Raw genomic sequence first — 16181 nt, forward strand, 5'->3', positions numbered from 1 at the left:
GGTCACTGCACCCGGGAGACGGCGGGAGTGTCCTGGTCGTCGTCGTCCTGCGGGAGGTAGATGTCCTGCACCTCGATGTTGACCTCGGTGACGTGCAGGCCGGTCATTCCCTCGAGGGAGCCGATGACGTTGCGGCGGATACCACCGGCGAGGTCCGCGATGGACACGCCGTACTCCGCGACCAGCTGGATGTCGACGGCGGCCTCCCGTTCGCCGACCTCCACGGAGACGCCCTGCGAGTGGTTGGTACGGCTGCCGGGGATGCGCTCGCGCAGGGCGCCGACGGCCCGGGCGGCCCCGCCGCCGAGGGAGTGCACGCCCGAGACCTCGCGGGCGGCGATGCCGGCGATCTTGGCGACCACCGTGTCGGCGATGGAGGTCCGGCCCTGCTTGGTCACCAGCGCGGTCTCGGTGGACACACCGGGCGTGGTGCCGGAGGTGCTGGACGGGCTGTTGTTCGAGCTGCTCTCAAGGGTCTGAGCCATCACGAAAGTCCTTTCTGGACGCCGGATCGACCGGTGAGTGGGTAGCCGGTCGCACTGTGACGGTGCTGAACGGTTGGACGCCCCGGGCGCCGGATCGTCACGCCCGCAACGATGTGACGGGTGTCACATTCACCTCTGGGCGTGAGTGCTGTTGCGGCACCCCGCCGGGCCGGGTACCCCTGATGGGGCTGGGAAAACGGGGCGCCAGGGCCAGCGATAGGCCTTGTCGCGAAGGACCCGCAATGCACGTGCAGGACATGGACGGCTCGTCGCCCGACCTACCTCCCGGGACCTCCGGGCGGATCCGGAACTCCCGGGCGGCAGTCTCTTTCGAGGAGCGGGCGGACGACGCCGAGCTGGCCCGGCGGGCCGGGCTGGGGGATCGGGAGGCGTTCGCCGAGATCTTCCGGCGCCACGGGCCGGCGCTGTTCCGTTACGCCCTGGGGATGCTCGAGGGGAACGCGGCCGACGCCGAGGATGCGGTGCAGAACGCCTGGACCCGGGTCTGGCTGCGGATCGGGACCTTTCGGGGTGAGGCCCGGCTGCGGACCTGGCTGTTCGCCATCGCCGCGCGCGAGGTGCTGAACCAGCGCCGAAGACGGCGGCCCGTGCCCGTCGGGGACGACCTGCTGATCGCCGTCGCGGCCCCGCTCGACCAGGAGCCGGAGGCACACCTGGACCATGAACAGTTGCGTCAGGCACTTACCCTGGCACTGACCGAACTGCCGTGGCGTCAGCGGGAGAGCTGGATCCTGCGGGAGATGGAAGGGCTCTCGTACGACGACATCGCGGGGATCCTCGGCACCACGCCCACCGTCGTGCGGGGCCAGTTGCACCGGGCCCGCACCAGCCTCGCCGCCAGAATGGAGAAGTGGAGATGATCCCCCGCGAGGTCAGCCCCTCCCGATCGCGAGAGATGCGCGCCGCCGTGCAGGCCTTCCGGGAGGTCGCGGACGCCCGGTGGGCCGCGGCGTCCCCCCGCGTCCTGCGCCGTTCGCTGAGCGTGCCGCGCCGGTCCCGGCTGGTGCGGGCGCAGGCTCCGTCCGGGCCGGTGGGCATCCGTGAGCACGTCGTGTCCGCGCACCTGGCCGCCGCCCCGGCCGTCGAGGGGGTCACGGTCGTCGGGATACACCTGGACATCGATGACGACGACACCCTGACCGCGGTGCGCGTGGAGGTGGCCGTCGCCTTCGGCACCGTGGTGCGGCCCGCCGCCGACCGGGTCCGGGCCGAGACGAAGGAGCGGCTGCAGCGCCTTCTCGGCGCCGCGGCCGGCGACTGCGCGGAGCCGCACGTGCACATCGGTGACGTGACCGGAGGGCCCTCGCCGGAGGGCACTGCCTGAGCGAGGGCCGTCCCCTCCCCGGCCGGGGAGGGATCAGCCGGTCATGGCCTCGGTGAGCCGATCGAGCAGGCCGGGGAGTTGCGCCAGGGTCTGCCGCTCGGAGGGGGTCAGCGCGGTGGTGATCGCGGCGCTGATCCGATGGTGACGGGCCTGCTGATCGGCGTCGAGTGCGGCCTGCCCGTGCGGGCTGATCGCGATCAGGAATCCCCGGGCGTCGGTGGGGTTGGGGGCGCGGGTGACGAGACCGAGCTGCTCGAGTTCCCCGACCATGCGGCTGACGGTCTGGTGGCTGACGCCCCGCCCGGCGGCCAGTGCGGCCATCGGCTGGGGCCCCGACCGGGCGAGCTCACGCAGGGTTTCGGACCGGGACGCAGGGAGGGCGTCGGCCTGGGCACGGGTGGCTCGCACGAAGGTGCTGATCGAGAGGCGCAATGCCTGGCTGAGGTCGCTCGCTTCCATGGTGCACAGCATAGTTGTATGGTTTGCGCAGCCATGTTGTATAGATTCCGTGAAGGCACACCATGAACCTGACCAAGCACGCTCATGCCACCGTGACCCTTGAAGGTGTCCTCGTCGACCCGGGCGCGTTCACCCCGAACGCCCCGCAGCTCCTGGCGGAGGCGAGCGCCGTCGTCATCACCCACGAGCACGTCGACCACTTCGCTCAGGACGAGGTGCGCGCGGCTCTCGCGGCCCGCCCCGGCCTGCGCCTGTGGGGTCCGGCGGCCGTGACGGCGGCCCTGGGGTCGGGCGGTGAGGTGTCCCCGCACCAGCTGAACACCGTGACCGGCGGTGAGCTGTTCGACATCGACGGGCTGCCGGTGCGGGCGTTCGGAGGGGCGCACGCGCCGATCCACGACGGTATCGAGGTTCCGCACAACATCGGGTACCTGTTCGGTGGGAGCATCTTTCACCCCGGCGACTCCTACGCGGTGCCGGACGTCGAGGTCGAGACGCTGCTCGTGCCGACCAGCGGTCCGTGGAGCAAGGCGGGGGAGGCCATCGACTTCATCACGGCCGTCGCTCCGCGGCGCACCGTGCAGATCCACGACGTCATGCTGAGCGCGGTGGGGCGCACGTCGTTCAGCCGGTTCCTCGGTGAGAAGGGCCTCACCGGAACGCCCATGCTCTCGCCCGCCCCGGGCGAGACCGTGGAGGCCTGACCCGGCAACCGGGGCAGGAGGCTCTCAGGGCCCTCAGGCGATCCGGGCCGCCAGGCGCCGCAGGGCCAGGTGGGACGACGTGCCCGCCTCCGCGGTCAGGGTCACCAGCTGCTGGTCGGGCTCGAAGGCGCTGACCAGGTTCGACCACTGGAGGGACAGTTCACCGACGACCGGATGCCGGAACGCCTTCGTGCCCAGGGCATGGGCGGCCACGCCGTGATCGCGCCACCAGCGCCGGAAGTCCTCGTCACCGTCGGAGAGCTCGTTCACGAGCCCGGTCAGCCGCGGATGGCCGGGACGGTGGGCCGCCTCCATCCGTACCTGCTCCACGCATCCCCGGGCCATGTCCTCCCAGTGCACGTAGAGGCTGCGGAAGTGGGGTTCGCGCATGAGCAGCCACAGGAAGTTGCGCTGTGCGGGCGGATACCGGCCGAAGTCCACGAACAGCGCGGCGGCCAGTGGGTTCCAGCCCAGGATGTCGGTGAAGTGACCCAGGACGACCGCCGGGACGTAGCTGAAATCGTCCAGCAGACGCTGTAACTCGGGCCTCACCGCCTGCCCGTGCGCCACGGCCCGGTCGTCGTCCTTGCCGGCCAGGTCGAACAGGTAGCGGCGCTCGTCGTCGTTCAGGTGCAGCACCTGCGCCAGCGCCTTCAGCACCGCACCCGAGGCCTGACGGCGGCCCTGCTCCAGGCGGGCGTAGAAGTCCGGGCTGATCGAGGCCAGCTGTGCGACCTCCTCACGCCGCAGCCCGTTCACCCGGCGCCGCCCACCGGAGGCCGGCAGGCCGGCCGTCGCCGGGTCCAGCCCCTGACGCCGGGCCCGCAGGAAGTCGCCCAGTTCGTTCACCGTCCCAGTATCGATGCCGGGACTGGCTGCCGGGACTTGATGCCGAGACGGGGACAAGACTGTCCCCTTATCCGCGCGTCCTGCATGCGTCAGCCTGGTGGCCATGAAGACGAACGTGACGTTCACCAGCAGCGGCCTCAAGCTCGCGGCCGTCCTGTTCACCCCCGAGGAGCCGACCAGCACCCCATGGCCGGGCATCGTCATCGGTCATCCGGGCGGGGGCGTGAAGGAGCAGTCGCCCAGCATCTACGCCGAGCGCCTGGCCCGGGAGGGTTTCGCCGCCCTGGTCTTCGACGCCGCCTACCAGGGCGAGAGCGAGGGGGAGCCGCGCAGCCTGGAGGATCCGTTCCAGCGGGCCGAGGACGTCAAGAACGCCGTCAGCTACCTGAGCACCCGCGACGACATCGATCCCGGGCGGATCGGGGCGCTGGGTATCTGCGCCTCGGGTGGCTATGTGTCCTTCGCCGCGCAGACCGATCTGCGGATCCAGGCCGTGGCCACGGTCAGCGCCACGGACATGGGCCTGGCCCGGCGCGAGGGGATCGGCGGCACGCAGACGCCCGAGGAACTGCGGGACCTGCTGCGCGCGGCCAACGCCGCGCGCACGGCCGAGGCGCGGGGTGCGGACGTGGTGCGCACCGAGTGGCTGCCGCATGAGCTGCCCGCGGACGCCCCTCAGGATCTGCAGGAGGTCTTCGAGTTCTACCGCACTCCGCGCGGTTTCCACCCGCGCGCGGTGCAGCCCTGGCCGCTGCGGAACTTGGACCAGCTGATCCAGTACAGCTCCTGGGACCTGATCTCGCTGATCTCGCCCCGTCCGCTGCTGATGATCATCGGGTCGGACGCGCACACGGGCTATCTGAGCCGGCTGGCGATCGAGCGGGCGGGTGAGCCCAAGGAGCTGTTCGTGATCGAGGGTGCCACGCACTACAGCCTTTACGACCAGGACGCGGACGTCACCCGGGCGGTCGCGCGGATGGCCGAGTTCTTCGGCAAGGCCCTGAGTTCCTCGGCGAGGCCCTGAGCAGCTGATGGCGGGCGCCTCAAAAACGTTCCGGCACAGCCATACTCGCTGATCGGCCTTGGCCGCCGTGAGGCGGCCAAGGCCGGGCCTTCTCAGCGCACCAGGAAACCGGCGTCCACGGGCAGGGTCACGCCGGAGACGTAGCGGCCGTCGTCGCTCACCAGGAAGAGGACGGCGTTGCTGATGTCGACGGGCTGAATCAGGTCGACGGGCATCAGGTTGGCCGTCATCTTCGCGGCCTCGGGGTTGTCGGCGATGTACTTGCCGATGACCTCGTTCATCACCATCGGGGTCTCGACGCCGGTGGGGTGCACGGTGTTGACCCGGATGTTGTGCGGGCCGAGCCAGTTCGCGAAACTGCGCATGAGGCCGACCACCCCGTGCTTCGCCGCCGCGTAGCCGAGGGCCCCGGCCGAGCCGTCGGAACCACGGCCGGTCAGGCCCTGGGTGGAGCTGGTGAGCACGATCGAGCCGCCCTGGCCCCGCTCGATCATGTCGTGGGCGCACACCCAGACCGTGTTCCAGACCCCGACGAGGTTGATGTCGACGACCTCGCGGAAGGTCTTGACCGGGTCCGGCTCGGCGCTGCCGAGCTGGGCGATGCCGTGGTTGGCCAGCACGATGTCGACCGGCCCGAGGTCCGCGACGCCGGCCTGGTACACCGCCTTGACCGTCTCGATGTCACGGACGTCGCCCTGCTTGAACACGATCCGGCGGTCGAGGGCCTCCACCGCCTTGACGGTCTCCTCCATGTCGGCGGGAGTCGCCCCCGGGTAGTCGATGGTGTCGAGCTGCTCGAGGATGTCGATCGCGATGATGTCCGCGCCCTCCTGGGCCAGGCGGATCGCGTGGCTACGGCCCTGTCCCCGGGCCGCGCCGGTGATGAAAGCGACCTTGCCGTCGAGCTTTCCCATGAGATGAACTCCTTCGTTCTGGTTCGGCGTCGGCACGTGTCCGATCGCCCCCGCTCGATCATGGGTGGTGCCCGGCATCAGTTCTGATACCGCGTCTCAAAATATAGGGACCCTGGTCCTCTAGCATCAACAGGTGTCCGCCCCCGAATCGCGCCGCCCCGGCCGTCCACCCGTCACGTCCCGGGACGAAATGGAACATATGGCGATCCGGCTGTTCCTGGCGCACGGTTACGACGCGGTGACCGTCGAGCGCATCGCGGCCGAGTGCGGCGTCGGGCGGGCCACCTTCTTCCGCTACTTCGCCACCAAGGCCGACGTCGTCTTCTTCGCCTTCGACGCGGTGCTCGAGACCATGCGCGAGGGCCTGGGGCAGGCGCCGGCCCGGCGCCCGCCGAACCAGGTGGTCGCCGACTGCGTCATCGAGTCGACGCGCCGGGCGCTGGCCAATCCCGTCTGGCTCGACCGGTTCGTCCTGCTCGACACCGCGCCCGGCCTGCGCGCGGGAACGGCCGAGCACTGGGCGAGCTGGACCGCGCAGATCCGGGCCTACCTGGATCATCGGCTGGATCCGGAGCGCGCCGACGCCTCACTGCGCAACGCCGCGTTCGCCGGGGCCGTGACCGAGGCCTACGTCGAGAGTTTCCGCCGGCCGGGCGTCCGGCAGGACGACCCGGAGGGATTCATCGCGGATCTGGAGGCCTGGCTGCGGCCCCTGTGCCGGTCGGCCGCGGCGATGCTGCGCCCCTGAGCGGAACTCACAGCCAAACCACAGGTGGTGCGTTCGGGGAGCTGAAAGCTGTCCCACCTCAGTGATTCTCGTGCGACCAGGCGGCGGTCTCGCGCTGCGGCGAGCGGCGCGGTCGGTGAGGTCCGGAGGATTGACGCCGCCCGTCCGGGCCTCGTAGATTCATGAGCGCACCGATTGAAACGATTCATGTTCTCAATGAGGAGAGCTCATGGCGTCAGAGAAGACGTTTGTGGCGAGCATGTCCCGCCGAGGGTTCATGGGCGGTGTGGTGGCGGTCGCCGGCGCCGGCCTGGCCGCGCCCGCGTTCGCCTCCGGGCAGCAGGCAGCGTCGGCCCCACTGCTCGGGGCCCGGCTGACGTTCAGGACTTTCGCCACCCCGCCCCGCGCGGACGCGCCCTGGGTGCGCTGGCCCCTGGCCCCCGCCGTCACCGACGCCGAACTCGAGACCGAGCTGACCGAGATGGCCCGGGCCGGCATCTTCGGTGCCGAGATCGGCCAGGGCACGTTCCCGCCGATCGCCCAGGTGGCCACCATCCTGCGCAAGGCCAACGAGCTCGGCATCACCATCAGCCTGAGCCACGGCCCGGTCGCTGCCCCTGAGGGCTTCACCGTCGACGACGAGAACGCCCGCAAGAGCGTCGTTCACGGCGCGGTCAAGCTCGCCGGCGGCACCTCGTTCTCCGGGGTGCTGCCCGCGCCGTCGACCGAGAACCGGCTCACCCTCATCGCCGTGATCGCGTACCGGATCACCGGCACCTGGTCGACCACGGCCACGACCACCCTCGACCTGGACTCGGCCACCGACCTCACCGGCAAGGTCACCGACCGCGACACCAGGGGCGTGCAGGGCGGCACCAGCTCGGGCCGGCTCACCTGGACCGCCCCCACCGGCGGCGACTGGGCGCTGATCGCCGTGTACGGCGTCGGGACGATCGCCCAGCCGGACCTTCTCACCGTCGCCGGCCGCCGGGTGCTGACCCAGGTCATGGACCAGGAGTTCGCCCCGATCAAGAGCCTGCTGCGCAAGAACGCCGGTGACCTGTTCTACGACTCGCACACCGGCGACCGCGGCTCACCGAACGACACCTGGAGCAACACCCTCGCCGCGGACTTCCGAAAAGCCAACGGCTACAGCCTCGTCCCCTATCTGCCGGCCCTGACCACGCTGCCGACCTCCGGTTTCGGGGCCGCGCTGCCCGGATTCACGTTCGGTGCGACGATCACGGCCAAGTTCACCAACGACTTCGCCCAGACCCGCACGGATGTGTGGCTGCGCACCCAGGTGCTGGCGCTGCAGGAGTGGGCGAAGAAGTACAACCAGAAGATCCGCCTGCAGCCGTACGGGCAGAACGGCCCGGCCGTCGACTCGATCCAGGCCGCCGCCGTGCTGGACAAGGTCGAGACCGAGACGCTGTGGTTCGGGGACGTGGTGGACAACTACCTGCCCGAGGCCAGTGCCGTGCACATGACCGGCCGCACCTGGTATTCCATCGAGGCGTCCGCGGTGCTGCAGGGGGCCTACGCGATGACCTGGCAGGACCAGGTCGTGCACATGAACAAGGCCTACGCCGGCGGTGTGACCAAGCTGGTCAGCCACATCTACCCGTACGCCGACAGCTCCACCTCGGTCTGGCCCGGGTTCTCCCTCTTCCCGGACTCCTTCGGCAACAGCTGGGGCCCGCGTTCACCGCACTGGAAGGACGCGGCCCGCTACAACGCCTACTTCGCCCGCACCCAGCAGGTGCTGGCGCAGGGCACGGCGCAGCGAGACGTGGCCGTGTACATGCAGAACTACGTGTACCCGCAGCCCTACCTGTACGAGAACCTGCAGTACTGGAGCGACGCCGGGCTGGAGCGCAGCGGCTACACCCGGGACTACCTCAACCCCACCCTCCTGGCCCTGCCCAACGCCATCGTGACGAACGGGCGCCTGGCCGAGAAGGGCCCCGGCTACAAGGTTCTCATCCTCGACGGTCAGCAGCTGCCCACCTCGGCCGCGTCCCGCTCCGCCATGGACGTGGCCACCGCCCGGCGCGTGCTCGCCCTCGCGAAGGCCGGGCTGCCCGTCGTGGTCGTCGGTTCCGCCCCGGCGTCCTCACCCGGCATCGACGCCGACGCCGACGCGACCGTCCAGAAGCTCATGAAACAGCTCCTGGCGCAGCGTGGTGTGCACGTCGTCGCCCGCCAGAGCGAGGTCCCGGCCCTGCTGACGAAGCTCGGCATCCGCCCCGACGCGCAGCCGGCCGAGGCCGGCCCGGTGCTCACCGTGCACCGCAAGGACAACGGCGCCGACTTCTACTGGTTCTACAACCAGGGCTCGGTGATCTCGCCCAAGACCCCGGCCAACACCTACGACCCGGCGACCGGCAGCCCGGTGTCGGCGACCTTCACCCTCGCGGGCCGCGGCACACCGCTGCGGCTGAACCCCTGGGACGGATCCGTCACCCCGATCGAGCGGTACACCACCGGCAAGGGCACGGTGACCGTGTCCCTGGACCTCGCGCCCGAGGACACCGCGATCGTCGTGCTCACCACCGACCCGTCGCGCTTCGGGCAGAAATCGCGGGCGCTGCACGTGGTCTCGACCACCGCCGACGCCGTGGTGCCCGGGAAGGACGGGGCCATCGTCATCGCCGCGGCCGCCGCCGGCTCGTACTCCACGACGCTGAGCAACGGCCGGGTGGTGCACTCGAAGATCGGCGCCCTGCCCCGGGCGATCGACCTGACCGGCACGACGTGGACCCTGAACGCCGAGGACTGGCAGCCGGCCTCGGCCTACGGCACCACCGGCCCGGCCGCGACGAAGACCACGAAGAAGGCGGTCTCCGTGAGACTGGCCGCCCTGAAACCCTGGCCGCAGATCCCCGAGCTCACCGACGCGTCCGGAATCGGCGTCTACACTTCGACCTTCCAGCTCGACGCCACCTGGAAGGCCGTTCAGTCGGCCACCCTCAGCCTCGGCAGCGTCACCGACTCGTTCACCGTCACGATCAACGGCCGGACGGTCGATTTCGTGAACCAGCTCAGCGCGAGCGCCGAGATCGGCTCCCACCTGAAGCAGGGGGCCAACACGCTCGAGGTGACGGTCTCCACGACGCTGATCAACCGGCTGCGCACCCTGAACAAGACCCAGGGCACCTGGCCGGTGCAGGCGAACGGGCTGGTCGGGCCGGTGACGATCACGCCGCGCGGAACGGCCACGGTCGCCTGATCACCGAGGGTCCCGGTCGGTGCTCAGCCCGAGCACCGGCCGGGATCCGGGACGTTCACCACGGCATCACCGAAAGGTCCCAGCTGACGAAGGTTCCGGTCGGGCCGTCGTCGTCGAGCCGGGCCAGGCGCACGGCTCCCTCGGCGGCCTCGGCCGGGTCGTCGCCGAGACTGCGGGCCCGGCCGTTGAGGTCGGTGGCGCGCAGGCCGGGGGCCATCGCGTTGACCCGGAACCCGGGCAGGGCCTGGGCGTAGAGCGCGGTGATCATGTTCAGCGCGGCTTTCGAGGACCGGTAGCTGACGGCGCCGGGGGAGAGCACGGCGGGCGCGCCGGTGGCGGAGGCGCGTACGGCCTCGTCGGTGCTGGCGCCCAGTGAGGCGGTGCCGCTGGAGATGTTGACGATGCGGGGTGCGGGGGAGCGGCGCAGGGCGGGCAGGAAGGCGTTCGTGACGGCGACGACGCCGAACACGTTGGTCTCGTAGGTGGCCCGGAAACTGCTGAGGGACGCGTCGGGGCCGGTGTCGCTGTCCACGAGGACACCGGCGTTGTTGATCAGGACGTCGAGGGAGGCGATCGAGGCGGCGGCTGCGGCGATGCTCTTCTCGTCGGTGACGTCGAGCTCGACCAGGTGGCAGTCGCCGCCGATCTCCTCGGCGGCCGCCCGGCCGCGGGCGGCGTCACGGGAACCCAGGTACACGGTGAAGCCGGCCGAGACCAGCTGCCGGGCGATCTCTTTGCCGATGCCCTTGTTGGCCCCGGTGACCAGGGCGGTGGTGGAAGTCATGCACCCGATGGTGCCCCGCGCGTCCGTCATCAGCCAGGCACAGGTGATACCCGAATAAACCGGGGACCCGGGGTGTTCGGTCAGGTATGCCGAGAACCGAACTGGCGCGGTTCCTGCGTGACCGCCGCGAGGGGTTGCGCCCCGCCGACGCCGGGCTGCCCACCGGTCGCCGTCGCCGCACGCCGGGGCTGCGGCGCGAGGAGGTGGCCGAGCTGGCCGGGATGTCCGTCGACTACTACGCGCGCCTGGAACAGGGCCGTGGACCGCGCCCTTCGGCGGGCGTGCTCGAGGCGGTCGGCGGCGCCCTGCGTCTGGAACCGGCCGAGCGCATCCACCTGTTCCGTCTGGCGGGCAGCGCCCCCCAGGCGCCACCGGGACCGACCCGCTCCGTGCGTCCGCACGTGGTAGGGCTTTTGGGGCGTATGCCGGGAACGGCCGCGGTCGTGACGGCCGCGAACTATGATGTGGTGGGCTGGAACCCCCTGGCCGCAGCCCTTCTCGGGCCGCAGGAGGGGTGCAACCTGGCGCGGCGGCGGTTCCTGACCGAGGCAGGCGCGACGGCCGCGAGTGCGCCGGAGTTCGCCGAGATCGTGGTGACCCGGTTGCGGGGCGCGGCCGTGCGGTACCCGCACGATGCGGCGCTGAGTGCTCTGCTGAGCGAATTGCACGACGGGAGCGAGGAGTTCCGCGAGCTGTGGCAGCGCAATCCGGTGAGACTGCCCGGGCACCAGGTGAAGACGCCCGAGCATCCGGAACTCGGGCGTCTGCGCCTGAACTGCGATGTGCTGGCGGTGCCGGAAGACGATCAGCAGGTCGTGTTCATCACGGCTGACCCGGGCAGTGCCACGGAACGGGCGTTGCGGCATCTGGCGGCGGCGCCGCGATGATCAGGACTGCAGGGCGTCGGTGACCTCCGGCGAGGCGGGCGAGCCGACGTACGGGTCGCGGCGGGTGATCACGTCCCAGGCCGCCTTGGAGCAGGCGACGTACTCGCGGGCCTGCTTCACCATCATCAGGGCCGTGCCGCAGTTGTCGCACCGGGCCTCGACGCCCTCGGTGTCGATGCCCAGGGTGCGGCAGAGGGTCACGGCTCGGGAGAGGTGGTAGGGCTGGGTGACGACGAGGGCCGTGCGCACGTCGTAGACGTCGCGGGCGCGGATGCACGAGTCGTAGGTGTCCAGGCCGGACGGGTCGGCGACGACGCGGGCCGGGTCGACTCCCAGGTGCTCGGTCAGGTACGAGGTCATCGCCGCGGGCTCGTCGCCCGAGTCGCCGTTGCCGTCGCCGGAGACCAGGACGACGCGGGCCCGGCCGGACTTCACCAGTTCGGCGGCCGTGGCGAGACGGCCTTCCAGCCGGTTCTCGGGAAGGCCGTCGGGGGCAACGGCGGTGCCCAGGACGAGCACCACGTCAGCGGCCGGGGCGTCGGCGAGGTCGTGCCGGTGCCCGGTCGCCGTGAGCACCGTCCAGGCCCAGGGGGCGCTGACCAGGCAGGTCAGCAGGATGCTCACGGCGACGGCCCTACGTATCCACTTTCGCTTCACAGAGGCAGGCTAGAGGTCCGTTTCGGGGTGGTTTGACCGGGCTGTGCCGCCGGTGCTGGGGTCTGGTCGCGGAGCAGGACGAGTACGAGGAGCCCGGCGACCAGGGCGGTCGCCGAGGCCAGCAGCAGCGTGGCGTTGAGCCCGTCGGCGAACGCGGCCGGTGAGCCGTTCCCGTCCGTGACCCGGTCGGTGAAGACGGTCCCGAAAATGGCCACGCCGAGCGCGATTCCCAGCTGGCGGAACGTGTTGAGGGCTCCACCGGCCATGCCGCTGCGTTCGCGGGGCACGTCGGCCAGCACGGCGGAGGCGTTGGTGGGCAGGACGCAGCCGACGCCGAGGCCGACGAGGATCAGGCCGGGGATCAGGATCGCGCCGGTGCTGTCGGCGGTGATGCGGGCCTGTGCCAGGTTGCCGGCGGCGATGAGCAGGAGGCCGAGGCCGACGCTCCAGCGGGCGGCGAGGCGCTGCAGGGACCGGCCGGCGGCCGCGCCGACGACGAGGGCGGCGGCGGCCATCGGGAGTGCGCCGTACAGGCCGGCCTTGACGGGGCCGTTGCCGAGGGTCTGCTGCAGCCAGACGGTGCTGTAGGGGAGGTAGCCGAACGCGGCGGCGTGGGTGAGGAACGCGGCGACGATCAGTACGGTGAACGGGGTGCGGCGGAACAGGTTGAGGTCGAGCATCGGGTGGGTGGAACGGGTTTCGGCGATCAGGAACAGGGTCAGGGCGATCAGGCCGGTGGCGAACGCGGTCAGGGCGACGCCGTCGGTCCAGCCGCTGTCGCCGGCGCGGATCAGGCCGTAGGTCACGGCGGCCGCGGCCACGGTGAAGCTGATGGTGCCGGGCAGGTCGAGGCGGGCGCCGCCGGGGGCCCGGGACTCGCTGACCCCGCGCGCCGTGAACCAGATCGCGACCAGGCAGATCGGCAGGTTGACCAGGAACACCCAGCGCCAGCCCAGGTGCTCGGTGAGCAGGCCGCCGGCGAGCGGGCCGACCGCGGCGGCGGCGCCGTTGACCGCGCCCCAGATGCCGAACGCGACGCCGCGGTCGCGGCCTTCGTAGGTGACGTTGAGCAGGGCGGCGGTGCACGCGAACATGGCCGCGCCGCCGAGGCCCTGGAGGATGCGCGCGGCGACGAGGGCCTGGGCGTCCGGGGCGAGGGCGCACAGCAGTGAGGAGATCGCGAAGATGACGATGCCGACGAGGTAGGTGCGGCGGCGCCCGAAGCGGTCGGCGAGCGAGCCGGCGCCGAGCACCAGGGCGGCCAGGGACAGGGCGTATCCGTCGACGACCCACTGCAGGTCGGCGTAGTCGGCGTGGAAGTCGTCGGCGATGGCGGGCAGGGCGACGACGACGATGAGGACGTCGACCAGCAGCAGGAAGGTGCCGAGGCAGACGGCGATCAGTGGTGACCATTTGCGCATGCACCGCAGATTGAGGTGTTCCGGCCGATCGAACCAGTCACCGTCCCCGTTCTTGCGGATCTCGACTCGCAGTTAGCCTGGGGCGGTGGAAATCGACGAGCTCGACCGGCAGCTGACGCATGCGCTGCGGATCAACGGCCGGGCCGGTTACCGGGAGATCGGTGCGGTGCTCGGCGTCTCCGACCAGACGGTCGCCCGGCGCTACCGGCGGTTGCGCGCCGAGGCCGGCCTGCGGGTGGTCGCGCTGCCCAACCCGGTCGAGCTGGGCCACGAGACGTGGCTGATCCGGGTGCGCACGACGGCGGACGCGGCGATGCCGATCGCGGGTGCGCTGGCCCGCCGTCCGGACACCGGGTGGGTGTCGATCGCGTCGGGCGGTACCGAGGTCGCCTGCACCGTGCGGGTTCCGGCGTCCGGCGACCGGGAGAGCCTGCTGCTGCAGAAGCTGCCCCGGTCCCCGCGGGTGACGTCGGTCAGTGCGCACTGCGTGGTGCACCAGTTCGTCGGCGGGGCGGTCGGGCCGGACCTGCACGACGACGCGCTGAGCGCCGGGCAGGTCGCCGCGCTCCGCCCGGTCGTCGATGCTGCCCGGTCGGCGGTGAGCCTGACGCCGGCCGACGAGCCGCTGCTGCAGGCTCTCGCCGGGGACGGGCGGCTCAGCTACGCGGATCTCGCGGCGGTGACGGGCCTGCCGGAGTCGACCACGCGCCGCCGGGTGCAGGAGCTGCTCGAGTCCCGGGCCCTCTACACCGACGTGGAGATCGAGACCGAGCTGTACGGATTCCGCGCCCCGGTGCTGCTGTGGCTGACCGTGGCCCCGTCCCGGCTGGCGGCGGTCGGGGAGGCGCTGCGCGAGCACGAGGAGATCATGTTCGCGGCGGCCACCACCGGGCCGACGAACGTGCAGGCCCTCGCGGTCTGCCGGGACATGCCGGCGCTGTACCGCTACCTGACCGGGAAGCTGGGCACGCTCGAGGGCGTGGAACGGATCGAGTCCGAGCCCCTGCTGCGCCACATCAAGCAGATCGGCACCGTGCGCTGACCAGAACCGGGGTGGTACTGGCGGTGCCTTGACGGCGACGCGGCCCCGCCGCCGGGCAGTAGGGTCGGGCCGGTCGTCGGCAGGAAGGAATCGTCCTGCGCAACCGCGACTTTCAGCGCCTGTACGAGGCGTACACCATCAGTGTGGCGGGCACGGCTCTCAGTGCCGGCGCGCTGCCGCTGATCGCTGTCACCGTGCTGCACGTCTCGGCCTGGCAGGTGTCGGCCCTGGCCGCGCTGTCGGGAGTGGCGAGCGCGCTGATCGCCGTGCCGTTGGGTGGGGTGATCGAGTACCGGCGCAAGCGGCCGGTCATGATGGGCGCGGACGCGTTGCGGTTCCTGGTGATGCTGTCGGTGCCGATCACGCTCTGGGCCGGGTGGCTGACATTCGTGCACGTGTGTGTGGTTGCGGTGCTGACGGGCGCAGCCACGATCGCGTTCAACGTCGCCGGCGGCGCCCACCTGAAGGCGCTGGTCGCGCCCGCAGAGCTGCATCGGGCCAACAGCCGCTTCGAGCAGGCGTTCTGGATCATCAACACGGTCGGGTCGTCGGCCGGAGGGTTCCTGATCACGGCGTTCGGTTCGGGCGCGACCATGCTGCTCGACGCCGTCAGTTACCTGGCCTCCGCCGTGTGCGTCCGGCGCATCCGGGCGCCCGAACCGTCGCCGCCCGTCCGTGAAAGCCCCTCGTGGCGTGCGGATGTGACGGCTGGATGGCGCTATCTGCTGGCCCGGGCGGATCTGCGCGCGCTGTTCGTGAACGCGCAGGTCTTCGGGGCGGGGGTGATGGCCGCGTCGCCGCTGACCGTGGTGCTCATGCTGCAGGACCTGCGTTTCACCGCCTGGCAGTACGGTCTCACGATCGGCCTGCCCTGCCTCGGGGGTGTGCTGGGAGCCCTGGCGACGCCGTGGCTGATCACGCGGTTCGGCCAGCGGAGCGTGCTGCTCGGGGCGGGGGCACTGCGCACGGTGTGGCTACCGCCGCTGCCGTTCCTGCCCGGCGGCACGGCCGGGCTGCTGATCATCGTGGTCGCGGACTTCGCCCTGCTGCTGTGTGCGGGCGTGTTCAATCCCGTCTTCGCCACCTACCGCGCCCGGGCCGTCGACGACCGCTACCTGGCCCGGGTGCTGAACGCCTGGGCCATCACCTCCCGCACCGCACAGCCGATCGCCATCGCGGCTGGGGGAGCGCTCGCAGCCCTGGTCGGGGTGCGGCCCACGCTGCTCGCCGCGGCCGTCGTCACGATGGCGAGTGGGTTCGCTCTGCCGTGGCGTTCGGCGCGCGAGCAGCCCTGAGCCCCACCTCCCCTCAGGCGCCGGTGAAGACGAGCCGGTTGCCGTCCGGGTCGAAGACCTGCAGCACCCGCTGCCCGCCGCCCGGCTGGGGGCCCGGGTGCTCGATGCCGGCCCGGGTCAGCCGGGCGCTGAGCCCGTCGAGATCGGTCTCGCTCAGCACGACGGTCGAGTGCCCCGCCCGGTCGGGCTCGGCCCAGACCTGCACCCCGAAGCCGGCGCCGAAATGCCATTCGAGCAGCCCGTTCATCGGGCGGGCGCCGGGCGGAGCGCCGAACACGGTCTCGTACCAGGCCTCGGCCCGGGTGAGGTCGCGGACTGTGGCCTGGGCCAGAACTCCCTGCACGCTCACGAGTAGG

The 16181-nt window shown here is 71.3% G+C and carries 17 protein-coding genes; 9 read left to right on the forward strand and 8 right to left on the reverse strand.

All coding sequences use genetic code 11. The features are described 5' to 3' along the window. Nucleotides 1-2 precede the first annotated feature (2 nt). A complete protein-coding gene (locus J2S57_RS26240) occupies nt 3-485 on the reverse strand; it encodes an Asp23/Gls24 family envelope stress response protein (RefSeq protein ID WP_307247724.1) in 483 nt (160 codons plus the stop codon). A 242-nt stretch (nt 486-727) separates the two neighbouring features. On the opposite strand from J2S57_RS26240, the gene J2S57_RS26245 reads away from it, so the two are divergent. Both J2S57_RS26245 and J2S57_RS26250 read left to right on the forward strand, forming a co-directional pair. Continuing rightward, nucleotides 728-1366, forward strand: coding sequence for an RNA polymerase sigma factor (locus tag J2S57_RS26245; protein ID WP_307247726.1), 639 nt, complete (start codon nt 728-730; stop codon nt 1364-1366). After that, nucleotides 1357-1830, forward strand: coding sequence for a hypothetical protein (locus J2S57_RS26250; protein ID WP_307247729.1), 474 nt, complete (start codon nt 1357-1359; stop codon nt 1828-1830). The genes J2S57_RS26245 and J2S57_RS26250 overlap by 10 nt, the downstream gene beginning before the upstream one ends. A gap of 33 nt (nt 1831-1863) precedes the next feature. On the opposite strand, the gene J2S57_RS26255 is transcribed toward J2S57_RS26250, so the two are convergent. After that, a complete protein-coding gene (locus J2S57_RS26255; protein WP_307247731.1) occupies nt 1864-2289 on the reverse strand; it encodes a MarR family winged helix-turn-helix transcriptional regulator in 426 nt (141 codons plus the stop codon). A 62-nt stretch (nt 2290-2351) separates the two neighbouring features. On the opposite strand from J2S57_RS26255, the gene J2S57_RS26260 reads away from it, so the two are divergent. Beyond that, nucleotides 2352-2993: an MBL fold metallo-hydrolase gene (locus tag J2S57_RS26260; RefSeq protein WP_307247733.1), complete on the forward strand. Its 642-nt coding sequence runs from the start codon at nt 2352-2354 to the stop codon at nt 2991-2993. Nucleotides 2994-3026: 33 nt separating this feature from the next. On the opposite strand, the gene J2S57_RS26265 is transcribed toward J2S57_RS26260, so the two are convergent. Further along, the gene (locus J2S57_RS26265; RefSeq protein ID WP_307247735.1) at nt 3027-3842 is read right to left on the reverse strand and encodes a helix-turn-helix domain-containing protein; all 816 of its coding nucleotides are present in this window, start codon (nt 3840-3842) and stop codon (nt 3027-3029) included. Nucleotides 3843-3945: 103 nt separating this feature from the next. Between J2S57_RS26265 and J2S57_RS26270 the strand changes: the two genes are divergently transcribed. Then, entirely contained in the window at nt 3946-4866 is a 921-nt protein-coding gene (locus tag J2S57_RS26270; protein ID WP_307247737.1) for an alpha/beta hydrolase, read from the forward strand. Nucleotides 4867-4958: 92 nt separating this feature from the next. Here J2S57_RS26270 and J2S57_RS26275 read toward each other — a convergent pair whose 3' ends face one another. Beyond that, nucleotides 4959-5780, reverse strand: a complete 822-nt coding sequence (locus tag J2S57_RS26275) for a mycofactocin-coupled SDR family oxidoreductase (RefSeq protein WP_307247739.1) — start codon at nt 5778-5780, stop codon at nt 4959-4961. Between the two features lie 199 nt (nt 5781-5979). On the opposite strand from J2S57_RS26275, the gene J2S57_RS26280 reads away from it, so the two are divergent. After that, on the forward strand, nt 5980-6528 hold the full coding sequence (locus tag J2S57_RS26280) for a TetR family transcriptional regulator (RefSeq protein WP_307247741.1): 549 nt from the start codon (nt 5980-5982) through the stop codon (nt 6526-6528). 208 nt (nt 6529-6736) lie between these two features. Beyond that, nucleotides 6737-9739, forward strand: a complete 3003-nt coding sequence (locus J2S57_RS26285) for a glycosyl hydrolase (protein WP_307247743.1) — start codon at nt 6737-6739, stop codon at nt 9737-9739. A gap of 55 nt (nt 9740-9794) precedes the next feature. On the opposite strand, the gene J2S57_RS26290 is transcribed toward J2S57_RS26285, so the two are convergent. Continuing rightward, a complete protein-coding gene (locus J2S57_RS26290) occupies nt 9795-10523 on the reverse strand; it encodes an SDR family NAD(P)-dependent oxidoreductase (RefSeq protein WP_307247746.1) in 729 nt (242 codons plus the stop codon). Between the two features lie 86 nt (nt 10524-10609). Between J2S57_RS26290 and J2S57_RS26295 the strand changes: the two genes are divergently transcribed. Further along, on the forward strand, nt 10610-11410 hold the full coding sequence (locus tag J2S57_RS26295; protein WP_307247749.1) for a helix-turn-helix transcriptional regulator: 801 nt from the start codon (nt 10610-10612) through the stop codon (nt 11408-11410). On the opposite strand, the gene J2S57_RS26300 is transcribed toward J2S57_RS26295, so the two are convergent. Beyond that, on the reverse strand, nt 11411-12034 hold the full coding sequence (locus J2S57_RS26300) for a SanA/YdcF family protein (RefSeq protein ID WP_307247751.1): 624 nt from the start codon (nt 12032-12034) through the stop codon (nt 11411-11413). Nucleotides 12035-12063: 29 nt separating this feature from the next. Beyond that, nucleotides 12064-13488, reverse strand: coding sequence for an MFS transporter (locus tag J2S57_RS26305; RefSeq protein ID WP_307247753.1), 1425 nt, complete (start codon nt 13486-13488; stop codon nt 12064-12066). A gap of 85 nt (nt 13489-13573) precedes the next feature. On the opposite strand from J2S57_RS26305, the gene J2S57_RS26310 reads away from it, so the two are divergent. Both J2S57_RS26310 and J2S57_RS26315 read left to right on the forward strand, forming a co-directional pair. Next, on the forward strand, nt 13574-14530 hold the full coding sequence (locus tag J2S57_RS26310) for an Lrp/AsnC family transcriptional regulator (RefSeq protein ID WP_307247755.1): 957 nt from the start codon (nt 13574-13576) through the stop codon (nt 14528-14530). Between the two features lie 95 nt (nt 14531-14625). Beyond that, nucleotides 14626-15825 (forward strand): MFS transporter, encoded by a 1200-nt coding sequence (locus J2S57_RS26315; protein ID WP_307251120.1) that lies wholly within the window; start codon nt 14626-14628, stop codon nt 15823-15825. Between the two features lie 13 nt (nt 15826-15838). Here the strand turns inward: J2S57_RS26315 and J2S57_RS26320 are convergent, their stop codons facing one another. After that, on the reverse strand, nt 15839-16174 hold the full coding sequence (locus J2S57_RS26320; protein ID WP_307247757.1) for a VOC family protein: 336 nt from the start codon (nt 16172-16174) through the stop codon (nt 15839-15841). Between the last annotated feature and the right edge of the window lie 7 nt (nt 16175-16181).

This window comes from Kineosporia succinea (assembly GCF_030811555.1).
Taxonomy (GTDB): domain Bacteria; phylum Actinomycetota; class Actinomycetes; order Actinomycetales; family Kineosporiaceae; genus Kineosporia; species Kineosporia succinea.